The following is a 20,818-nucleotide window of genomic DNA, read 5'->3' on the forward strand; positions in this document are numbered from 1 at the left end:
GGTTACAGTTCTCAGGACTGGACCTATCAACGATGTGCCACTGCAGGCAGGTTCCCGTCTTACCGTCAGGCAATGAGAGCTGGCCGTCTAATGGCCCAACAATTTGCTGATTTACGCTACCGTTTCGACTAATTCACGACTGAATTCATTTCACCATTCACTTTCCCGGAGGGGCTTTCCTTCGGGAAAGCTGCTCTCTTTACTGTTTGAGGGCAACATGATTCGATTCACATCAACGCAGCTTCGTCCTGTTTTTTCTCAGGTTAACGCGACTCAGCGTCCGGTAGTGCTTGAAAAGAACCTCGGTATTTATATCCGGGTACCGGATGACAATCGCCCTGGCGAATGGCTGAAAGCGTGGGCTGTAGGGTGTAACCCGCAGACCGACGCCGACTGGTCTGCGCGCTGCGATGAACTTATCAAAGAGCACCAGTATTCTCAGGTAACCTATTTACGTTATGACCTTTTTGGTGCCGTTCTGAACGACCAGCATGACCTGTGCATGGTACCGACAACGGACATCGGCGGCGGAAAGACGATTATGTCGATAACACGTCCACCTGAGCCCTGCTTTGTTCTGGTCGAAGAATACCGGGATAACATTCGCTGGCTTCAGGAACAATCCTCAAAGCATTTTTACGCATGTGTGAATGATGGAGAGCGGCGCAGCTGGCGTTCTCAGGCCGTGTCAGTACTCGATAAGGTTATCCGCCTTGATTGTAAGAGGGCGAAACCTGCCGACCGGGAACATTTTGAAAGGGCCGTCCGCAGCGTGCGGCAACGACTGAGTGACGTTCGCACCAATGGCGCCATGAAATGATTACCCGGCACACTGTTTAACAAATTCACTGCAGCCCGACGCTGCAACTTTCCGGCAGGGACTTTCCCTGACCGGGATGTCTCTGCTCTGCTGATTTATTGAAGGGTAGTAGTATGGGACTTGAAGTTTTTCTTCTCAAAGAGCCAAAAGCACCGGCTTTGCCGGCGAACCATTCACCTGACTCTCAGGTCTGGATGCCCGCAGGGAAATGGCTGTGCTGTTCTGATCAATGGCGTCAGTCTGGGGGCATTTGCGAACTGGCCGCCCGGATAGCCTGCCAGGCTACGGGGCAACATTTTCATCCGCCGGTACCGGAACATCTGGTTTTCTTCGGGGACAATACTGAACTCTTTAACTGGGTACACCAGAACGTTCAGGCCTTTAATTACAGGGGAAGCGCGAAAGTGCTTCTTGAGCGAAAACACCTTGCTTACATGGTTCAGACATTACCCGACGTCACCCTGGTTGATAACTGGGGGCCGTCACTCCTTAATGCGTTTGATTTTGAGCATGACGAGCTTTATTTCGTGGCCCTGGGCTATCCAGTGAACGGCATTAAACGTTAACTCATTCATTTCACTTCCGATGGTGCATCTCTCCGCCATCGGCAGGGATGCACCCGTTCATCAGGTACATCTCTATGAAAAAAAATGCGCGCAGCCGCAAGGCGCCGGCAATTAAACAGAATGACCTTTATCAGCAGGTCACCGATAAAATCATCGCGGCCCTTGAAAAGGGCACGCCTCCGTGGCGCCGACCATGGCGTTCTGCACAGCATGTTCATGGCAATGCGCTGCCTGTTAACGCCACCACCGGTCGTCATTACAGTGGTGTGAATATTCCGTTGCTCTGGATGTCTGCAGAAGAGAGGGGATTTACTTCCGATCGCTGGCTGACGTATCAGCAGGCAAAAGCGGTGGGTGGTCAGATTCGCAGGGGAGAAACCTGCACGCAGGCCATCATTTACAAACCGTTTGAAAAACAGGCGTCAGATCTGAATGACAATTTGTTGTTTGATGCCGAGGGAAAGCCGGTGATGGAGTCACTGGCGATGCTCAAACCCTTACAACTTTTCAATGTCGCACAGTGTGATGGCCTTCCTGAGGCTGTCGCCGGCACGGGGCATGCGCCGATGGATAAACCTGACTTCAGTCTCTCTGAAGACCAACTGGATAAGGTGCTGATGATCCTCAATGCTACCGGCGTGATCTGTTCATCATACCGGCAGAACAGGGCCTACTATCAACCGTCAACGGACAGGATAGTGATGCCCACCCCCCCTCAGTTTGAGACGGAAAGTGATTACTGGTCGACGTTGCTCCATGAGCTCGTCCACGCCAGTGGCCACAGCAAACGACTGAACCGCGAGGGGATAACGTCTTCTTCACGTAAGTTTGGCGATCCGGTTTATGCGTTTGAAGAACTTATCGCGGAGACCGGCAGCGCTTTTCTTTGTGCTGAGCTCGGTATTCTGGGTGAGGTACAACACGAAAGTTATCTTGCTGGCTGGCTGAAGGCGCTGTGTGAAGATAAACGCGCCATTTTCCGTGCCTGCCGGTTTGCCCGGGAAGCATCTGAATATCTACTGAGTCCGCTGCATCAACGTGCAGAACAGGCGGCTTAATCTGAAATAACGGCTCCGGCCATCAATCCCCCTGAGGGCATCTTCCTCAGGGAGATGTCCTCTTTTATTTTCATAAATTGAGGAAATTCACATGTTTTCATGGTGTAACAATCGTCTTGAAATTACCGCGTCATCTGCCCGTATTGAGGACGTCCAGTCCTGGGTTAACGGTACAGAAACACCGCGCTATCGCCACGCTATTCAGCAGGCGATAAAGCTGTTTCTTGCCGGTTGCAGCGGAATACTGAAACCCGTCAAAGCCACGGAATTTAAGCCGTATCCGTTGCTGACGTCGAATGGCACGGGGGCATCAACCTCGCCCAATCAGGCCTTCCAGCTCTTTATCGAGATACTGGAGAAGAATGCCTGGCTGGACAGCGCCATGGTTACCCGCATTGAGCGTCTTTACCTGCAGTCGGGTATTGGCGCGCTGAAGTGGGAAAACATCCCTTACAGTGCCAGGCAGCAAATGACAAACCTGATGGCGTTGCACTACGCCGACTGGTTTGGCGTGGCAGGTGACAACGGTGTGTTCGATCCGCAGGAGCGCTGGGAATACCTCAGTATTTTGCCGGACTCCACCTGTCCATGTGACATGCTGATTGTGATGGCGTCGCGTCTAATCACTGAACTGAACGGCACCAGTGGTTTATTCCGTGGGGTACCGACGACAGCAGAGCTGTACACGCAATTGTTCGGTACAGAGTTTCCGGCCGGACATCAGGTGCGCTGGAGCCGGGAAAGCCTCAACACCCTGGTTCTGACGTTCACATCCCCCTGGTACCCGCCGTCAGGTGAGGTGATGGGGGAGTTGTCCGGGCTCTTTGATGCCGAAATTCGGCATTCGTGGAATTCACCGGATGTGAAGCTCTCCGGGTTTAACTGTTTTGACCGGGGAGACCATGTTGACAGTGGCACGGGTCAGGAAGAGCCACAACCCGAAGGCGCACGTATGTACCTGGTGACGCCTGAACAGGCACTGGTACCCACGCCTGTGACATATGGCAGTCTGAGAGCCTGATTTAACCATAATGGCCACAACGTAAGTTGTGGCCATTTTTATACCCCCTGGGGAAACACTGTTTCCCCTTTTCATGGGGGTGCGTGTTTCCTCCGACCGGAGACATGCATGAACACCGTAACCAACCACGAAAAAGACTTTATTTCACTCTTTAACCAGACGGCGCGCTACCACCATCGATATCAGGTATTTGAAGACTTCATCAGCTGTAGCGTTATCGCGCTGCAAAATGGTCTCCAGTTCTGCGATAAGCGGGAAGCGAAATACATGCGTATCGTCAGCCGGTATGAGAAAACCGATATGGCACGCATGGCGCAACTGCTGGCCCACGTCGTAAACGGGCTGGAATATTCATCCGGGGACTTCCTTGGCAGTATTTTTATGCAGCTCGATTTGGGTGACAAATACCGCGGTCAATTTTTCACACCATGGAGTATTGGCGTGATGATGGCCAGACTGCAGCTCGGTGTTGTAGCGGAGCAGTTCAGGGATAAACCTTTCATCACGTTATCGGAGCCTGCCTGCGGCGCTGGTTGTATGGCGCTGGCGTTTGCCTGGGTGTTGCGTGAGGCGGGTTATTCGCCGCACAGATACCTGTGGGTATCGGCCACTGACATCGATCCGCTGGCTGCCGGCATGGCGTATATTCAACTTTCGCTGTCCGGCATTGCCGGAGAGGTAGTGATCGGTAATTCTCTGAAGGGGGAACGTAGGCGAGCGCTCTTCACCCCACTGCACATCAAAGATGGGTGGAAATACAGGCTTGCTTCGAACAAAAGAGTAGATTGATTGAGGTTTAGCTACATATAGCCATAAAGGAATACCGAAAAAAATGAAATAAAGCCCAGAATACCCGGGCTTTATTCTTTTAGAGACGAGTAATTGCTCAATTAGGCACTTTTAACACATAGTGTATGCGAGGTATAGCATACAGCATCATCTGGGATGTCTTGATTCACGAACGCCATGGCGCCGATCGTAACGTTGTTACCTATCCTTAAATTGTCTCCAATTATACAAGCATTAGCCCCTATCGTTACGTTGTCTCCCAAGATGATCTTGCCTCCAGAAAGATGGGAGTTACTTTTGACCCCGATAGTGGCATTTTGTCTTATATGGAAATTTTTCCCTATAATGCATGACCTGCTGATAACAACGCCAGTGGTGTGTGCGAACGTAATGCCCTCTGCGATTTCGGCTCCTAATTCGAGCTCAATACCGTAGCGCGCCGTCAGCTTTCTGTTTATCTTATACGCTCTTTTTGTGTTCCGTTTCCCGCCTTTTTGGAAAAGATAAGACGCGATCCTCCACCAAAAAATAAAACGAATATTTGGATTTTTTATGTAGCGCCTAATCACACGGTCCCATGTGAAACGGTGGTCGAGTCCACAAACATCCGCATGAAGATATTCTTTTAATTTCTGATAAGGTAACTTATTCATTTGGTTAATTTCCGAATCTTAAGTTAAATTTAAATGCGATAACAATAACGCAACAATTTCATTATTTTTTATGTGGGCATTTATTTTAAACTATCGATTGTTGAAGCCAAGAACTATATTCGAGTTTGTGTTATCAACGCGTTAATCATATTTTTCATCGGATTGCGGCTCCTCTGGCAATAACGAGCTGGAAAAGCATTCTGCTTCTGGGATGATGTCGGTGTCAGAAATGCTTTGCAGATAGCGCAGTGCTTCGGCAAGGGTGGAAAACTCATTGACTGAGCTGCGACTCATATATTGGTCAGTTGTAATTCCGTATTTGCCTGTTTTGGTGTTCAATACAAAGTTGTGGCAGCAATCTTCCGTTGGAACGTTATATACAATCATCGTTTTTTCGTTTTTACGATTGGTGCGCAGGTATTGCATGACGAATTCAACCATACTAATATTTTGATTCAGCTCAACCTCCGTTGTTGTGGTAAATCCAACTGAGAACCCACCCTGATTTGTCTCGCAATTGTACATTCCGGTTGAGTGAAGTCCTTTCTCTTTGACCCATTTTTGTTTGTATTCATACATTGCGGGCGAGGCGTTAACCAGGTCGAAAATAGCTTGCCAGTTCGGTTTATCGCCCCATGATGCAATCAGGAGCTTGTCCCGTTCGTTTTCCAGTTCTGCGAGGTCATATTCGGCAATTTCGAGGTTACGCTCAGCACGTTTAACGGAGCGTTCCCGGCGTGTCACAATATCGCTCGCGTCTGCAATCCGAGCGCGAATGGCATCAAGTTGTGTCTGTAATGGTTTCATGAAACATCCCCTTTTCTGATTTGAGCATCCCCATCTAAGACTAAATTGATGCCAGCGGCGGCCAACGTTTTACTGATTTTCTCAACCGCAACATCAGCACCTTCGTTATAAGAGCCGAGCTCACGCCATGTCATATTTCTACGTTTTGATTCCGCCAGAGTCATTCGCGTTGGCGGCAACTCAAGGGCGAGCGGGCTTGTCAGTCCGGAGATCATGGCTATCCGGAGATTCTCAGCGCGTCGTTGTTCGTTGTATTGCAAACGTGCATGCCACCCCGTCAGAAAGAAACCATAAAAATTTCCGTTATCCTCTGTTTTCCAGTGCTCGGTATTCAGTTCCTTTTTGGTTTCATTCCAGGCCCACTCCCTGCAATAATCAGCATCGGCACTTTCTGAGAACTTAAGCGGGGCAACCGGTCGGGCTTTGAGCTCGGCGATAATCTGTCGCTGCTCAGTAATCAGCTCCTTATTTGTTGTCAATGCTGCCAGCAGGGACGCGATAATATTGAGTACATCGTTATTGACTGCCGCCATAAACTCACTGGTAGCGATGTCCCATGCATTTAGAGCGTCAAAATTTGTGGGGTTTGTTCGATGAGCCGCGAATGTTGCACAGAACTTATCGGATGCAACTTTGAGTGCCTGAAACTGTTCATTGGTTAGATTTTGTAGCGGATTCATAAAACTACCCTCGGGTTGACTGCAGAGAACCGCTGGCCACTTCCGGTATTTGTTTCCAGAGGCGGGATGTCCATTCCGGTTTCAGGTGTTCAGGGTTTGAGGAGCGGTACGTGGCCACGATCGTGCTGCCTTTACCACTGCTGCTGATTTCAAGCGTTAAACGATCATTACCCGCCCAGTTGCGGCTCATTCGATAATAAGAGCCGGGTTGAGCAGTCCAGCTTGCTCCTTCCGATATTGCAGAGGCCGACCAGCCAGCATTTCCCTGACCGTTAATGCGTGCTGAGGCGACATCAGCATCTGACGTAAAGTTGTAATGTTGTTTAAGTCGCAGTGCAGCTGCATCGATGCTGACGGGCAACGTGTAGGTTTTTACAGCATCATTTCTCATCTCAGCTGCTGAAGCCTTTTGTTGAGGGTCGGAAGTTGCCGGATTCTGTATACCGGTAAGTTGCTGTAGTTGATGAATCTGGCTCTGGCTGCAGCCTGATATGACCAATGCAAACAGAAGTGAAACAAGGCGAAGTGAAGTTGAATTTATTTTCATTTTGGCTCCAATACATTGAATAGTTGGGCAAACCAACATGGGTTCGCCCCTGACAGGATCAGAAAGTGAATTGCATCTGAGCGACAGCGCCGTAGGTACGGTCGGTGCCGGCAATACCCGTAATGTCGAGGTGTACGACATCAAACGGAGAGAAGCCCAGACCCGCGGTAAATGCAGAGCCGTCATTTGAGATGATGTTCTGGCGATAACCTGCGCGGACCTGCATCCAGCTCCAGGCATTCAGTTCAGCACCGAGGCTGGCGAACTGCCGTTTGTTGTCACTGGTGAAGCCGCTGGCTTCCGTCAGATCCACATCCAGAGCAGTGGTGATGAAACTGTTATGCCATGCCGCACCGGCTGTTGCCTGTGGGCGGACTTTGAACGTTTCTTTTTCACCATTGATGGTTTTGGTATCAACAGAACGTGGAATGATGTTCTGAACGGCCAGACCTAGGGTCCAGTTGTCGCTCAGGTTGGTGGCCATTCCCAAATCTGCGTTAAAACCGGTTTTGGCATTGTGGTAATCACTGGAATTGATGTCGTTTTTATCGAAATCCTGAACTGAGACGTTGTAGTTAAAGAGATCAATACGCTGATATTTGGGCGTGATACCTAAAGACCAGGATTGCCCCGCTGTTTCGAACTGGTGAGCCATGGCGACACCCACATCGGTGATAACAGCAGCTCGTCCGTGGGCTCTTGAGGTCAGCGAATCTGTATCAACAGATGAGGCTGGAAGGGTGCCATCAGCGACGTTGTCCAGATACTGCAAATCGTGGTCAGTGACTTTGCCATCAACGGATACGGTACCCCAGGACTTCACTACAACGGCGAACGGAAGGGTCTTGTTTGGCGCGGTGGCCACAATGGAGGCACTCACCTGGCCGTTGGCATGTGTGTCTTTCAGGTCATTCAGTTTACTCTTCAAGGCGGCAGCGCTTTCACTAACACCCGTCTGACTGTTTACTGCGGCGTCGAAACGGTTCCACAGGTCTTTCACATCGGCCGCGTTTTCCACGGTGTTATTCGGATCGGAGAACTGAGCACCCACAGAAGGCAGAACCAGACTGAAATCATCGGCCGGGCCGAAGTGAGTCAACAGCGCCGGGTTGGACAGCGCTGCTGTGCCATAGTGGCTGGAGGCCACGCCGGTGCCGCCCATGGCGTCGCTACGGGCTTCCATATAGCTTGTGGCAGCATTGGCGGATGCAGCACCGGTGGCAAACAGAACGAGTGAAATACAACGAGCAATGTTTGAAGCTTTCATCATTTATTTCCTTTTCAATTTTGGTTTTTAAGGCAAAAGAATCCCCTGACGCTGGCGCGTCAAAAAATGTTTAATGCTCAGTTAATTTATTCGGGTTTGGCTGTAATAATGTCTTCTGTTATTTTTCTCCACTCATCATTAATAAAACGATCTGGTAAGAGATACGGAATTTGTTCCGATGAATTCCACATGCTTTGTGAATATATCCCCTCAGCATTGCGGCGGAGTGCCTTTATCTTTCTCAAGACGGATATCGGGAGTGCTTCTCCTGTTCGAAGGATATTGAGTATCTGGCCGGATGCGAGGTAGGTATCTGATTGAAATATAGCTTCTGCTTTATACAACAATCCGCACATACTCAGGAATGACTCGTATTGTTTCCTTAAGTACCCTGCTGTAGAACAATATCCGATACATTCTACTACTCGTATTTTGATGTCATTAATGACGTGGTAACGCCGAATAAAGATAAAAGTGTCTTCCAGCTCATGACCATTCATATCCATTTCTTTGGCAAGAAAAATTTCTGGGCGGGTTAATATGTTTCCGGGATCAGATTCCCTTATTCTTTTTTTTAGTATTCGCGCAGCCTCAAACCAGTCATTAAATACTGTCAGATGATGGATGGGCTGAGATGCCGTTCCTTCAAGCCATTCAACACTAATATAAAACCACTCAGAGAGCTTTTGCAGTAATGGAGACGTCAAACAGTCCATTGTGCGTTCGCGACTCTCCAGCACACTCAGATTAATCTTCCAGTCTGAAAGGAAGCATGCAACTTCCGTTGCGGTGAGTTTGTGCTCGTCCATTAGCAGCCAGAACCGTTCCGGGATACGGGTCACGGAAGACTGCCGGGGGGTAAGAGTTTCACGCAAAACTCCTTCGACCAGGAGATTAACAAGCTCAGCAGATGAGATACCCAGACGGCCTGACATCAGAGTAATAAAATCCCGCACTGCTGGTTTAAAGCGAATGGCCAGAGGGCTGCAGGCGGTCTTCTTTCCTTCGGCAAGTTGTGCCAGCAGTTTATCAATTTCATCATCTCTTCCGGTTGCCATTCTGTACAAAATTGAGGTGATATTTAGTTTCATATAGAGCCCTGGTGTTAGCTAACTAGCTAAATTAATTGAGTTAGTTATTTTGTATCCGGTGTGAATACGTTACGCGCCGGTGGAGCAGATGTATAACGGATAAATTCGATCGTTCAGATCGAATACACACATGTATTCACTCTGAACAACCAGGCGAATTAGCAATACTGAAAACTATAAATCCCGATTTGAAGATTTTATTCGAATGACCAGAACCGGCCATTTCGCTCGTTTAACGTCTATCCAGCGCCACTGTGTGAACAACACTTCCAGTTGAAGAATGGCGCGGGCACTGGGTTTAAATGGGACACTGGTCAGCCGGAATTGGTACTCGCCGGAGGGCAGGGTGGCGATAATTCGCTGTGCTCGATGATTTGTCAGTAAATGCGAGGCAATGACCACGGAGCCTTTGCTTGACCGCAAAGCGTTTCCCAGTGTTTCAAAGAGCCCGTCCCAGAACCAGCTGACGCGTTCCGGAGGTAGCCTGACAGTTGCCTGCCAGGGAGACAGGTGAATGAAAATACGTTTCCCATTTTTGTGATGGTTTTGAATGCAGGCGCTATTGTCCAGTCGGGTGCGGACACTGTTGATGACTTTCAGAAGAAAGGGGGTACAGGCCAGAGTAAACCCGATAATCCCGGTCCCGGTCATATGATCGGGACCGGTGATTATGAAACTTAATATTGCGCAAAAACAAATCCAGGCCATAGCGATAGAGATAAATGTGAGGCGTTGCATGATATTTCCAGGTCATGGTTGGCATGCGCTAAAGGAAACATGTCCTGGTGATTTGCTCTGCCCAAAATTGAGAATCCGCATTAGATAATTTGTTCAAGACGTTAATGTCATTTGAATTGAACAGAGTTTTCAGTTGAAAAATGCATGCGCCCACTTAGCGTTACATCATTTTTGATGAATCCGTGAAGAGGAGTGACAACATGCTCAGGAAACTGAAATTGAGATGGCTGGAAGGTAACCGCGGCGCCTCGGGTCCTATAATTCAGGCTCAGCCAGAAGCGTCGACAGGAGGTCGGGTGAGGGAAGGCGGGTTCTGGCAGGTGCTTGATGCTCATGGACTGCTGGGTACGCCTGAACGACGAAAACTCATCAGGATACTGCGTGAAAACTGCCCTTTCTCAGAGAAGGTTCTGGAAGCATGGTGGATTGAGCCGTTACAGAAACTGGCCGTTCGGGTGCAGGGTACACCGGCTACGTGGGCAGGTGCGTATTCACACCAGGGGGGATTCGTAGACCTCAGCCTGAATGTTGCGGTCAAGGCTGTCAGGCTGGTCAGGGGTATGATGCTGCCACCGGGGGCAACGCCTGAAGAACAGGCTGAGCAGTCTTCGGCATGGGTATGCGCTGTTTACTGGGCCGCACTTTTTCATCATCTGGGCTGGTTATCGGGTATTGAAGGCGGGGTAGAAAATGGCCAGCCCTGGTATCCAGGTATGGCAGCACCTGCAGGAGCCTGGCGCATTCGCCGCACAGCGGGTGAATGTTCATCAATGAATGCAATCTACATGGCCAGCAGGCTATTGCCAGAAACTGGTGTTCTCTGGCTCCAGCGCTGGCCGGCGCTTTCTGAAGCCCTGTTTATTTATCTGAGTGGAGCGAAATCCGAATCAGGAATTTTGAATAGTATCGTTGCAGATGCGCTCTCGGTATGTGGGTTAGAAAGTAATCCTAAAGAGGTGGACGTCCAGGATAATAATACCGGAATGTTAATGAATGGTAATATATTGATAATAGACGATATATCCCCAAAAATATCTGATATTGAGAGCGTTCCATTGTCCAGTCAGGAGAGTATTGAACCCTCTTCAGAAATAATTAGAAGCATTAAAAATCAGTATGATAGCGTTCAACATGGACAACCAGAAAGTGCGGTTCTAGTTAAGGGGAATAACGCAACGACGCCCCCTCGCTATTCAAACCCCGTTACAGAGCCACTGTCGTTAATTTCTGCATTTGAAAACAGTGACGAACAATCAGTCAGTGATGAGCAGGCTTTTAGCGAGAGTACTACCAGTATTTTGTCTGCCATCGAACTACTGGATGTACTCGAGCAGCAGATGATGAGCAGCGTTCTGGCCGATTCGGTAATTGCACCTCAAGAAGCAGATGCCAGCGATATGAAACCAGAAGTGAAAACCGGGAACCAGCAAAGCGAGGTGTCAGGAATTGGTGTAGCTGAATCATCTGGTGCGGCATTTTTTGAGTGGTTAAAAAGCTCTGTCGAGGATGGATCTGTAACCGTCAATGAAAACGACAGCTTATTGCATGTTCTTGCGGGTTATGTGTTTCTGAATTCTCCTGATTGCTTTTACAGGTATATAGCAACTTTACCAGAAGGCAATCACGATAAAACTCTGATACAGAAAAGTTTCGAGAGTTTAAATATTCATCATTTACGAAATGGTAAGGGTTTATATCATTACCATAAATATGACGCACCGGATAAAACCGGGCGTTTTACCAAAATGTCCGGTTATATGATTCTACCTGGCATTATATTCAAGCAAGGGAGCTGTCCTAAAGACAGCATATGGTTATCACCAAGAAATTAATTTCTGATAATTCAGGAATGTAATGATATAGAGGTAGTTATGAAAATTAACGCTTTTGAAGATGTGCTGACTGACTATTTTTTCAGTAAGGCTCTTCGACCTGCAACCGAGTGGAGCTACAGGAAAGTTGTCAAATCGTTTCTGGGGTTTGCTGGAAGCAATATCCTCCTGAATGATGTAGATAAAAAAATGGTTCTGACCTGGCGGCGAAGTGTTATAGCCGACAACACACTGAGTAAGCGGACATGGAATAATAAAGTTGCCCACATGAGGGCGATTTTCAACCACGCCATTGCCCAGGGGTATTTTTCATATCGGGAGAATCCCTTTAATGGGGTGATTGCTCGTCCTGATGTGAAGAGAAAGAGGACGTTGTCGGATATACAGATAAAAAAAATCTACCTTCTGATGGAACAAAGGGAGGGGGATGAGTATTTAGGAAAGTTGGAAGGCCGGCGGAATGCACTTAAGCCAGCCTGGTTCTGGTTGACGGCGATGGATACCCTAAACAGAACGGGTATGAGACAGAATCAGCTTCTCCATATTCGGCTCATTGATGTTGATCTGGATAATAGCTGGATAAACCTGAGACCTGAAGGCTCCAAAAACCATAAGGAACATCGTGTACCCATTACTGCAAAGTTAAGACCGCGAATTGAATATCTGTTTAATAAATCAGTTGAACGGGGAGCTGAAATGAATGATCAATTATTCAACATTTCACGTTTCGATGGAACTCGAAAAGTTCAATCGGACAATATGGATCACCCTCCGTTGCGTGCATTTTTCCGCAGACTTTCAAAAGAATGTGGATTTACAGTAAGTCCTCATAGATTCAGGCACACCCTTGCAACGAATCTTATGGCACAACCTGACCGTAATATCAAAATGGCGCAGGTGTTATTGGGGCATTCAACGCCGGCTGTGACGCTGGAATATGTTGAAGCCGATCTGAACAGGGTGAGGATGATGCTGGAAGATATGGAGGCAGCTTAAACGTTATACTTAAGCTAAATACAGCTGAACAGGATCAAAAAGAGGAGAAATTATGGTGGTTTTATTTACAGAAGATTGACATAGGAATCAACTGAGGGTAAATACTTTTCCTGTAGTTAATTTATGGACGTGAGAAATCCAGAGGATGCTTGAACATCCTCCGGATTTAAGTCCCGTGTTCAACATTGATGCGGTAAGCAAAGTACCTTCATCATGCTGGGGACCACTGTCATGCCCGTTAAGGATCTCAACCCTTAACGAACAGGCTCTGAAGAAGTGGTGCCCGGACTCGGAATCGAACCAAGGACACGGGGATTTTCAATCCCCTGCTCTACCGACTGAGCTATCCGGGCAACGGGGCGCATTAAACCCGATCCGCCTCGCCTCGTCAACGAAATTTCTTCAAATCGTTGCAGACTGCACAATCTATCACCACTTTGCTGATGATGCACGCGAACTCAGGCAAAAAAAGTGGTCCACAGGGCAGAGAGCGGCATCGCAAGCACCAGTGCAGGCAGCATATTCGCCACCGCAAACATCTTAATTCCACAAATCCTTAGGCCCGTTGCCAGCAACAGCACGCCGCCTACGGCGGTGAAATCACCCATCATCGCGGGTGTGGTCAAGGGTAAAATAAGCGTGGCGCAGGTAGCGAGCGTCAGTTGAATAATAAGCATCGGTACGGAGATGAACGCGACGGCAAAACCTAACGAAGTCGCGAATATCACCGCCGTGAAAAAATCGAGAAACGCTTTGGCAATCAGTAGGCTTGGGTCACCGGTCATCCCCTCGCGCATGGCGCCGAAAATCCCGGTGCCACTGGCGCAAAACAAAATGATAATCGCCACCAGGCTTTGGATAAACGATTCGTGAGCATCCAGCGCATGGCTTGCTGAGCGGCGCTTTTGTACTAATTTACGTAAACCGTTCACCGCGCCGCTGATACCGCGCTCCACATAACAGAGTTCACCTATCAAGGTGCCAACCAGGGTTGCAAGCACCATAACGGGCAGATTGACGCATTTAATCACCAGCAAAATGCCGATGCCCAGCGAGGCAAGACCAAAGATCGAGGGCATTGAGGAGCGAACCCGCTCCGGTAAACGGTGGCTCAGCAGTGCACCAATCGTTCCCCCCAGCAAAACGGCGGCGGCGTTGATATAAGGTCCTGTTAACACGTTTTTTCTCCAGAGGTTTTGCGAACACAACTGCATAGTATGACGCAACGAAGCACATTATTATGCCCGATTAATGCGGGTAATAACTGTATTTAGCTTTTGAATATAATTACTTATGAAAATCATTAAAAAGGCAATTGCATTATGTTGCATTTGGCCTTCGCTTCGTTGGTTGCACCTGCGAAAAAATGATGACATGATTGCGCGAATTTTCTTCACAACCTCACGGGGACACCTGAAATGACGCAGATTTTATCGCTCATGCAGAGACGCCGCGCCACGCTGCGAACGTGCACCCGTTCAGTTTTATCCCATACTACACTCACCATGCGGTGAGGCTACCGTACGCTCACTTCAGGACAACATTAAAATCAGAGTGTATCTGCTTTTACTGATGTCTGGCGGTCGGAGCGGGTTCCAGTCAGACACGTTCGTTGGGTAAGGCGCCTGCTTTGCCCGGGGCCTTTTCTTCCCCTGAAACGGGTATCTGTGCTTATGAAAACAATGAAAATTGCCGTCAGCCGCGAGCTGATCTCCACCCTGTCTACCCACCGCCAGATGGTGACGCTGGACAGTACCGATTTTACGGATGTGGCGGCAGTCGTCATTACGCTGGCGGAAAGCCGTAGCGGCATTCTGGCCTTGCTCAAACGGACGGGCTTCAACGTGCCGGTATTCTTATTTGACCAGACGTTGGAAGAAACGCCGGACGGCGTCACGGCGGTGATTAATGGCAAAGAGCAGGACTGGCTGGAGCTGGAGACCGCCGCCTGTGATTATGAAGATAATTTGCTGCCGCCGTTTTTCGATACGCTGCGTCAATATGTCGAGATGAAAAACGACACCTTCGCCTGTCCTGGTCATCAGCACGGTGAGTTCTTTAAAAAGCATCCCGCGGGCCGGCAGTTCTACGATTTCTTTGGTGAAAATGTTTTTCGCGCTGACATGTGCAATGCCGACGTGAAGCTGGGGGATTTACTGATTCACGAAGGCTCCGCTAAACATGCGCAGAAGTTTGCGGCGAAAGTGTTCAACGCAGATAAAACCTACTTTGTGCTGAACGGCACTTCTGCCGCGAATAAAGTTGTTACCAACGCGCTGCTGACGCGTGGCGATCTGGTGCTGTTTGACCGTAACAACCACAAATCCAACCACCATGGCGCGCTGATTCAGGCCGGGGCGACGCCCGTGTATCTGGAAGCCTCCCGCAACCCGTTCGGTTTTATCGGTGGCATTGATGAACACTGTTTTGATGAAAAATACCTGCGCGAACTGATCCGAGAAGTAGCGCCGGAAAAAGCCAACCAGCCGCGCCCGTTTCGTCTGGCGGTGATCCAGCTCGGCACCTATGACGGCACGATCTATAACGCCCGTCAGGTGATCGACAAAATCGGCACCTTGTGTGACTACATTTTGTTTGACTCGGCATGGGTGGGGTACGAACAGTTCATTCCGATGATGGCCGACACGTCGCCGTTGCTGCTGGAACTCAATGAGAACGATCCGGGGATCTTCGTTACCCAGTCCGTGCATAAGCAGCAGGCCGGTTTCTCGCAAACCTCGCAGATCCATAAAAAAGATAATCATCTGCGCGGCCAGGCACGTTTCTGCCCGCATAAGCGCCTGAACAACGCCTTTATGTTGCACGCCTCGACCAGCCCGTTCTACCCGTTGTTTGCGGCACTCGACGTGAACGCCAAAATCCATCAGGGGGAAAGTGGTCGCCGCCTGTGGGCCGAGTGCGTAGAAGTGGGGATTGAGGCGCGCAAATCGATTATCGCCAACTGCAAAATGATCCAGCCGTTCGTGCCGCCAGTCATTGCCGGGCGACCGTGGCAGGATCATCCGACAGAGATCATTGCTCGCGAGCGTCGCTTCTTTAGCTTTGAGCCCGGTGCAAGCTGGCACGGTTTTGAAGGTTACGCGCAGGATCAGTACTTTGTGGATCCCTGTAAACTACTGCTCACCACGCCGGGCATTGATGCGCAAACGGGTGAGTACACTGAGTTTGGTATTCCGGCGACGATCCTCGCCAACTACCTGCGTGAGAACGGCATTGTGCCGGAAAAATGCGACCTTAACTCTATTCTGTTCCTGCTGACACCAGCGGAAAGCACAGCGAAGATGGCCCATCTGGTGGCCATGCTGTCGCAGTTTGAGCGTCACATAGAAGACGATACGCCGCTGGCAGATGTGTTGCCGACCATCTACAACAAGTATCCGGTGCGTTATCGCGACTATACACTCCGCCAGCTTTGCCAGGAGATGCATGATCTTTACGTCAGCTTCGATGTGAAAGATCTGCAAAAAGAGATGTTTCGCAAGGCGAGTTTCCCGGCGGTTGCCGTCAACCCGCAGGATGCCCATCAGGAGTATATTCGCGGCAACGTGGAGCTGGTGCGTATCAGTGAGGCGGAAGGACGGATTGCGGCAGAAGGAGCGCTGCCGTACCCGCCTGGTGTGCTATGCGTGGTGCCTGGTGAAGTGTGGGGCGGCGCGGTACAACGCTACTTCCTGGCGCTGGAAGAGGGCGTCAATTTGCTGCCAGGTTTCTCGCCGGAGCTGCAGGGGGTCTACTCCGAGACAGATGCCGATGGGATTAAGCGCTTATACGGCAATGTGTTGAAACAGTCCTCTGCGGTCTGATGCCCGCACCCCGGCCCTCTCCCACAGGGAGAGGGCGGATAGCCCGGATGTCGCTTACTAATCCGGGATACGTTCAGGTGAGGTGAAAACCGCGAAACCTATACCCCTTCGCCCGCACGGCGGTACATCCTGCGTGGATGCCCAATCTTGCCATATTGCATCTCAACCGATAAAAAACCGGACTCCACGCCGTGCTCCAGGTAGCGGCGGGCGGTGGTCTTACTGAGCCCCGTCTCCGTCACCACTTCATCCACGGAAAAACAGCGCTCACCCGCATCGGCAAACAGGGTCTGTACGCGAGACAGCGTATTCTCCTCGATCCCTTTACTGCCGTTATCCAGCTTGTAGTTCTTTGCCTGCAACTGATACAGCGAATCCACGTTCTGCTGATCGACGATCTTCCACACCCGTTGCTGCTCGGTGAACTGCACAAAACGTTCCAGTGACTGGCTCAGACGTTTCCACGACACCGGTTTAAGAATGTAATCAAACGCGCCGTTGCGAATCGCCTGGCTACAGGTATCCATGTCACTGGCGGCGGTAATGAAAATAACCGAACAGTTGGCGCGAATGATCATCGGGTCGCTAATCAGCGTAATCCCTTTGCCATCCGGCAGATAATTATCGAGCAACACCAGTTGTGGTTGCTTACTGGCGAGCAGCGCCTTCGCTTCTGCCAGGGATGTGGCGATACCCACCAGCCGCAATCGTGGATGCTTACCAATCAGTTCTGCATGGAGCTGCGCCAGCTCGTTTTCATCTTCTACTATCAGCACATCTATCTGTTCATGTCGCATAATTCTGATCTTCCAGAGTCGGAGCGGGGCGTTGTATCTGACCCGTTTCCGGAATAAATAAAGAGAAAATCGTTCCGCGCGGCGCGTTATCAGAAACTTCAATGGTGCCGCCCACCTGCGTGACATAGCTGGAGATCAGATACAGGCCGATGCCATGATCGCCGTTGCGTTTCGTTGTCATCCCTCGGTCAAAAATACGATCCCGAATGGACGGGTCGATCCCGATGCCGCGATCTGCCACTTCAATAATCAGCTCGCGCTCATTTTGCAGGATCAAGACCTCAACGGGCTCGTGCGGCAACGCGGCGCGTTGCGTTGCTTCAATGGCGTTATCCAGCAGGTTACCAATAATCGATATCAGTTCGGCTTCCACCAGCAGGTGTGCGGGGCGCGACATCTGGCAGCCAGGGTCAAAAACCAACTCTACCCCTTTTTCCCGGGCGCGGGCCGCTTTACCCAGCAGCAAACCGCACAATGTAGGGGAGCTAAAACGTGACGAAATAAAGTCAAGCAGCTCCTGCGCATGCTCCGACTGGGCCTGAAGATAACGAATCGCCTCGTCGTAGCGTTCCATATGCAGCAGGCCGGAAAGTGTCGTCATCCGGTTAAGCTGCTCGTGGCGCATGATACGCAGGTTATCGACATAACGTTTCACCTGGCTCAACTGGGCGCTGAGGCTGTCGATTTCATTACGATCGCGAAAGGTAATGACCCAACCTTGCAGCTTATCTTCCAGCATAATGCGCACACGGCTGGCAATGACTGTCGCGTGATTAAAACGGCAGATCTCATCGTGTGTATCTTTCGCCAGCATCGCACTGCGGGAGAAAAAGGGCACGGCCGGAATCACGTCGGAGATCAATTGCCCCCGCAGTTCGCGCGTGGGTTGGCTCAGATTGAGCAATGTTCTCGCGGCCTGGTTTATCACCTCGATGCGCAGATTGCTGTCGATGGCGATCACCCCTTCGTAAATCGACTCCATCATCGCTTTTTGCTGGCGCACCAGCAGGCCGATTTCTCGCGGCTCCAGTGAAAAGATCTGCTTCTTGATACTGCGGGTAAAGAACCACGAGAAGATAAACAGCGCCGCTAACAGCAGTACGGCGGCAATAAAGATATTGATTGCCTTGCCGAGGGTGATGGTATCGAGATAGCTGGTCAGATAACCCACGGAAACAATACCAATCACCTTACCTGCGTCATTGAATATCGGTGCTTTACTGCGTAAGGAAATACCCAGGCCGCCCTGGCGGATAGTGGTCAGGCTTTTACCCTGTAACACTTCCTGATTATCGCCCCCGACCAGCGTAGTCCCCACACGGTCATCATAAACCGAATGGAATAGATGAATGCCTTTATCATCGCCAATGACAATAAAACTGGCATCGCTGCGATCGACTACTTGTTGCATAAATTCTGCAATCGCGGGAATATTTTTTTCCGCAACCGATTTGCGTAAATTCGGAATTATCGCTATTTCTTCAGCTTGTATTTTTGCTCGCGTACTCATTTCCTGATAAAGCTGGCGACCGACATCGATATAATAATAACCACCCAGTAAGATGAACAAACCGGAGAAAAACAGTACCAGCGAAATAAAGAGCTTAATCTGGAAGGAAACTTTCATGGTGTGGTACGCACAGAGCAACAAAAACGGTAATGTAACATCTTTCCTGTTGACAGTGGCGAGTTTACTGGAAACTTGTGATCCCTTGCACACCTGATGCTGACTGGCGACGCTAAAGAAACAAAGACTTTCTGGAAATGTTATTAACTTGTTTTTTTATTTAAAAAAACCATAAAAACCACGGAAATAATTACGGCATTAATCACACTAAATTAAAGAAACCATAAAAACCATAGGTGCCATTAAAACTTCGGTTTTATTATGCTGCGCCTCACATAACGTAAAAACCTGGCCCTTTAAGCTACAAATGCAAAATAACCAAGGGGCTTAATTATGAGCACAACTGACGATTCTTTTTCTATTACCTCTGAGTCGCTATCGATTCAAAAACCATCATTGAAAGACAGATGGTGGCACATTATGGATACCTGGAAAGTCGGGATTATTCCATTGCCGTTGTTTTTACTTGCTGGTGCATTAATCGCCATCGATTGTCTGGGCGGTAAATTACCCAGCGATATCGTTGTGATGGTCGCAACGCTGGCGTTTTTCGGCTTCGCCTGTGGTGAGTTCGGTAAACGCCTGCCGATTATCGGTAAACTGGGTGCGGCGGCGATTTGCGCTACCTTCATCCCTTCTGCAATGGTCTATTATGGCCTGCTGCCGGATGTGGTTGTCGAGTCCACCACCAAGTTCTACAAATCCACTAACATTCTGTACCTCTATATCTGCTGCATTATTGTCGGCAGTATTATGAGCATGAATCGCACCACGCTGATTCAGGGCTTCCTGCGTATTTTCTTCCCGATGCTGTGTGGCGAAATCGTCGGCATGCTGGTTGGGATGGGCGTGGGGCTGCTGCTCGGTCTCGAACCGTTCCAGATCTTCTTCTTTATCATTCTGCCAATCATGGCGGGTGGTGTGGGTGAAGGCGCCATTCCGCTTTCGATTGGTTACGCCACCATTCTGCATATGGATCAGGGCGTTGCGCTGGGTCGCGTACTGCCGATGGTAATGCTTGGCGGCCTGACTGCCATCATTATCTCTGGCTGTCTGAACCAACTGGGTAAACGCTTCCCGCACCTGACTGGTGAAGGTCAGTTGATGCCGAATCGTGATAACACCGATGAGAAAACCCCTGCTACGCCTGCGTTCAGCGGTAAAGCTGACGTCACCACTATCGCATCCGGTGCGCTGCTGGCCGTGCTGCTGTACATGCTGGGTATGCTGGGCCACAAACTGATTGGTCTGCCAGCGCCGGTTGGCATGCTGTTTATGGCGGTGCTGGTCAAACTGGTTCACGGCGTATCGCCGAAGATCCTCGAAGGTTCTCAGGTCGTTTACAAATTCTTCCAGACCTCTGTGACTTACCCAATCCTCTTCGCTGTGGGCGTGGCTATCACCCCGTGGCAGGAGCTGGTACACGCATTCACCCTCACTAACCTGTTGGTGATTGTCAGCACCGTGTCTGCGCTGGTCGCCACGGGCTTCTTCGTAGGTAAAAAAATCGGTATGCATCCGATTGATGTCGCCATCGTCTCCTGCTGTCAGAGCGGGCAGGGTGGCACCGGGGATGTTGCCATCCTCACTGCAGGTAACCGTATGAGCCTGATGCCGTTCGCCCAGATCGCTACCCGTATCGGCGGCGCGATCAACGTCTCGGTATCACTGCTGGTTCTCGGCAACTTCCTCGTCTGATTCATGT

At 49.8% G+C, this 20,818-nt stretch carries 19 protein-coding genes and 1 tRNA gene; 9 read left to right on the forward strand and 11 right to left on the reverse strand.

Annotation, left to right across the window (positions count from 1 at the left end):
* Window positions 1-217: 217 nt before the first annotated feature.
* From MRY16398_RS04180 to MRY16398_RS04200, 5 genes are all read left to right on the forward strand, one after another.
* The gene (locus tag MRY16398_RS04180) at window positions 218-820 is read left to right on the forward strand and encodes a hypothetical protein (protein WP_107223484.1); all 603 of its coding nucleotides are present in this window, start codon (window positions 218-220) and stop codon (window positions 818-820) included.
* A 113-nt stretch (window positions 821-933) separates the two neighbouring features.
* Window positions 934-1,386: a hypothetical protein gene (locus MRY16398_RS04185; RefSeq protein WP_107223483.1), complete on the forward strand. Its 453-nt coding sequence runs from the start codon at window positions 934-936 to the stop codon at window positions 1,384-1,386.
* Between the two features lie 74 nt (window positions 1,387-1,460).
* The gene (locus tag MRY16398_RS04190) at window positions 1,461-2,444 is read left to right on the forward strand and encodes an ArdC family protein (protein ID WP_107223482.1); all 984 of its coding nucleotides are present in this window, start codon (window positions 1,461-1,463) and stop codon (window positions 2,442-2,444) included.
* A gap of 91 nt (window positions 2,445-2,535) precedes the next feature.
* Window positions 2,536-3,465 (forward strand): DUF1281 domain-containing protein, encoded by a 930-nt coding sequence (locus MRY16398_RS04195; RefSeq protein ID WP_107223481.1) that lies wholly within the window; start codon window positions 2,536-2,538, stop codon window positions 3,463-3,465.
* A gap of 108 nt (window positions 3,466-3,573) precedes the next feature.
* Window positions 3,574-4,254, forward strand: a complete 681-nt coding sequence (locus MRY16398_RS04200) for a DNA methyltransferase family protein (protein ID WP_107223480.1) — start codon at window positions 3,574-3,576, stop codon at window positions 4,252-4,254.
* Between the two features lie 101 nt (window positions 4,255-4,355).
* On the opposite strand, the gene MRY16398_RS04205 is transcribed toward MRY16398_RS04200, so the two are convergent.
* From MRY16398_RS04205 to MRY16398_RS04235, 7 genes are all read right to left on the reverse strand, one after another.
* The gene (locus MRY16398_RS04205) at window positions 4,356-4,907 is read right to left on the reverse strand and encodes a serine acetyltransferase (protein ID WP_107223479.1); all 552 of its coding nucleotides are present in this window, start codon (window positions 4,905-4,907) and stop codon (window positions 4,356-4,358) included.
* A 141-nt stretch (window positions 4,908-5,048) separates the two neighbouring features.
* Window positions 5,049-5,714 (reverse strand): hypothetical protein, encoded by a 666-nt coding sequence (locus tag MRY16398_RS04210; RefSeq protein WP_107223478.1) that lies wholly within the window; start codon window positions 5,712-5,714, stop codon window positions 5,049-5,051.
* A complete protein-coding gene (locus MRY16398_RS04215) occupies window positions 5,711-6,394 on the reverse strand; it encodes a hypothetical protein (protein ID WP_107223477.1) in 684 nt (227 codons plus the stop codon). Before MRY16398_RS04215 ends, MRY16398_RS04210 begins: the two co-directional genes overlap by 4 nt.
* Before the next feature lie 4 nt (window positions 6,395-6,398).
* On the reverse strand, window positions 6,399-6,941 hold the full coding sequence (locus tag MRY16398_RS04220) for a hypothetical protein (RefSeq protein ID WP_172600619.1): 543 nt from the start codon (window positions 6,939-6,941) through the stop codon (window positions 6,399-6,401).
* 58 nt (window positions 6,942-6,999) lie between these two features.
* Entirely contained in the window at window positions 7,000-8,211 is a 1,212-nt protein-coding gene (locus tag MRY16398_RS04225; protein WP_107223476.1) for a conjugal transfer protein TraF, read from the reverse strand.
* A gap of 83 nt (window positions 8,212-8,294) precedes the next feature.
* A complete protein-coding gene (locus tag MRY16398_RS04230; RefSeq protein ID WP_232034377.1) occupies window positions 8,295-9,299 on the reverse strand; it encodes a hypothetical protein in 1,005 nt (334 codons plus the stop codon).
* 174 nt (window positions 9,300-9,473) lie between these two features.
* Window positions 9,474-10,037 (reverse strand): pili assembly chaperone, encoded by a 564-nt coding sequence (locus tag MRY16398_RS04235; protein WP_107223475.1) that lies wholly within the window; start codon window positions 10,035-10,037, stop codon window positions 9,474-9,476.
* 200 nt (window positions 10,038-10,237) lie between these two features.
* Here MRY16398_RS04235 and MRY16398_RS04240 point away from each other — a divergent pair, with 200 nt between their 5' ends.
* Together MRY16398_RS04240 and MRY16398_RS04245 are read left to right on the forward strand one after the other, a co-directional pair.
* Complete coding sequence (locus MRY16398_RS04240; RefSeq protein WP_107223474.1) at window positions 10,238-11,869, forward strand: TraI domain-containing protein; 1,632 nt, start codon at window positions 10,238-10,240, stop codon at window positions 11,867-11,869.
* Window positions 11,870-11,908: 39 nt separating this feature from the next.
* Window positions 11,909-12,865 (forward strand): tyrosine-type recombinase/integrase, encoded by a 957-nt coding sequence (locus MRY16398_RS04245; protein WP_107223473.1) that lies wholly within the window; start codon window positions 11,909-11,911, stop codon window positions 12,863-12,865.
* A gap of 277 nt (window positions 12,866-13,142) precedes the next feature.
* Here the strand turns inward: MRY16398_RS04245 and MRY16398_RS04250 are convergent.
* Window positions 13,143-13,218 (reverse strand) — tRNA-Phe (locus MRY16398_RS04250).
* Window positions 13,219-13,323: 105 nt separating this feature from the next.
* On the reverse strand, window positions 13,324-14,043 hold the full coding sequence (locus tag MRY16398_RS04255; RefSeq protein ID WP_039078045.1) for a DUF554 domain-containing protein: 720 nt from the start codon (window positions 14,041-14,043) through the stop codon (window positions 13,324-13,326).
* A gap of 495 nt (window positions 14,044-14,538) precedes the next feature.
* On the opposite strand from MRY16398_RS04255, the gene MRY16398_RS04260 reads away from it, so the two are divergent.
* Window positions 14,539-16,689 (forward strand): ornithine decarboxylase, encoded by a 2,151-nt coding sequence (locus MRY16398_RS04260; protein WP_071195974.1) that lies wholly within the window; start codon window positions 14,539-14,541, stop codon window positions 16,687-16,689.
* Window positions 16,690-16,787: 98 nt separating this feature from the next.
* On the opposite strand, the gene MRY16398_RS04265 is transcribed toward MRY16398_RS04260, so the two are convergent.
* Together MRY16398_RS04265 and MRY16398_RS04270 are read right to left on the reverse strand one after the other, a co-directional pair.
* Window positions 16,788-17,486 (reverse strand): response regulator, encoded by a 699-nt coding sequence (locus tag MRY16398_RS04265; RefSeq protein ID WP_039078043.1) that lies wholly within the window; start codon window positions 17,484-17,486, stop codon window positions 16,788-16,790.
* Window positions 17,476-19,113, reverse strand: coding sequence for an ATP-binding protein (locus MRY16398_RS04270; RefSeq protein WP_125123884.1), 1,638 nt, complete (start codon window positions 19,111-19,113; stop codon window positions 17,476-17,478). The genes MRY16398_RS04265 and MRY16398_RS04270 overlap by 11 nt, the downstream gene beginning before the upstream one ends.
* Window positions 19,114-19,446: 333 nt before the next feature.
* On the opposite strand from MRY16398_RS04270, the gene MRY16398_RS04275 reads away from it, so the two are divergent.
* Window positions 19,447-20,811 (forward strand): 2-hydroxycarboxylate transporter family protein, encoded by a 1,365-nt coding sequence (locus tag MRY16398_RS04275; protein ID WP_071195975.1) that lies wholly within the window; start codon window positions 19,447-19,449, stop codon window positions 20,809-20,811.
* The last annotated feature ends 7 nt before the right edge of the window (window positions 20,812-20,818 follow it).

Origin of the sequence: Phytobacter sp. MRY16-398, assembly GCF_003925915.1 — a bacterium.
Taxonomy (GTDB): Bacteria; Pseudomonadota; Gammaproteobacteria; order Enterobacterales; family Enterobacteriaceae; genus Phytobacter; species Phytobacter diazotrophicus.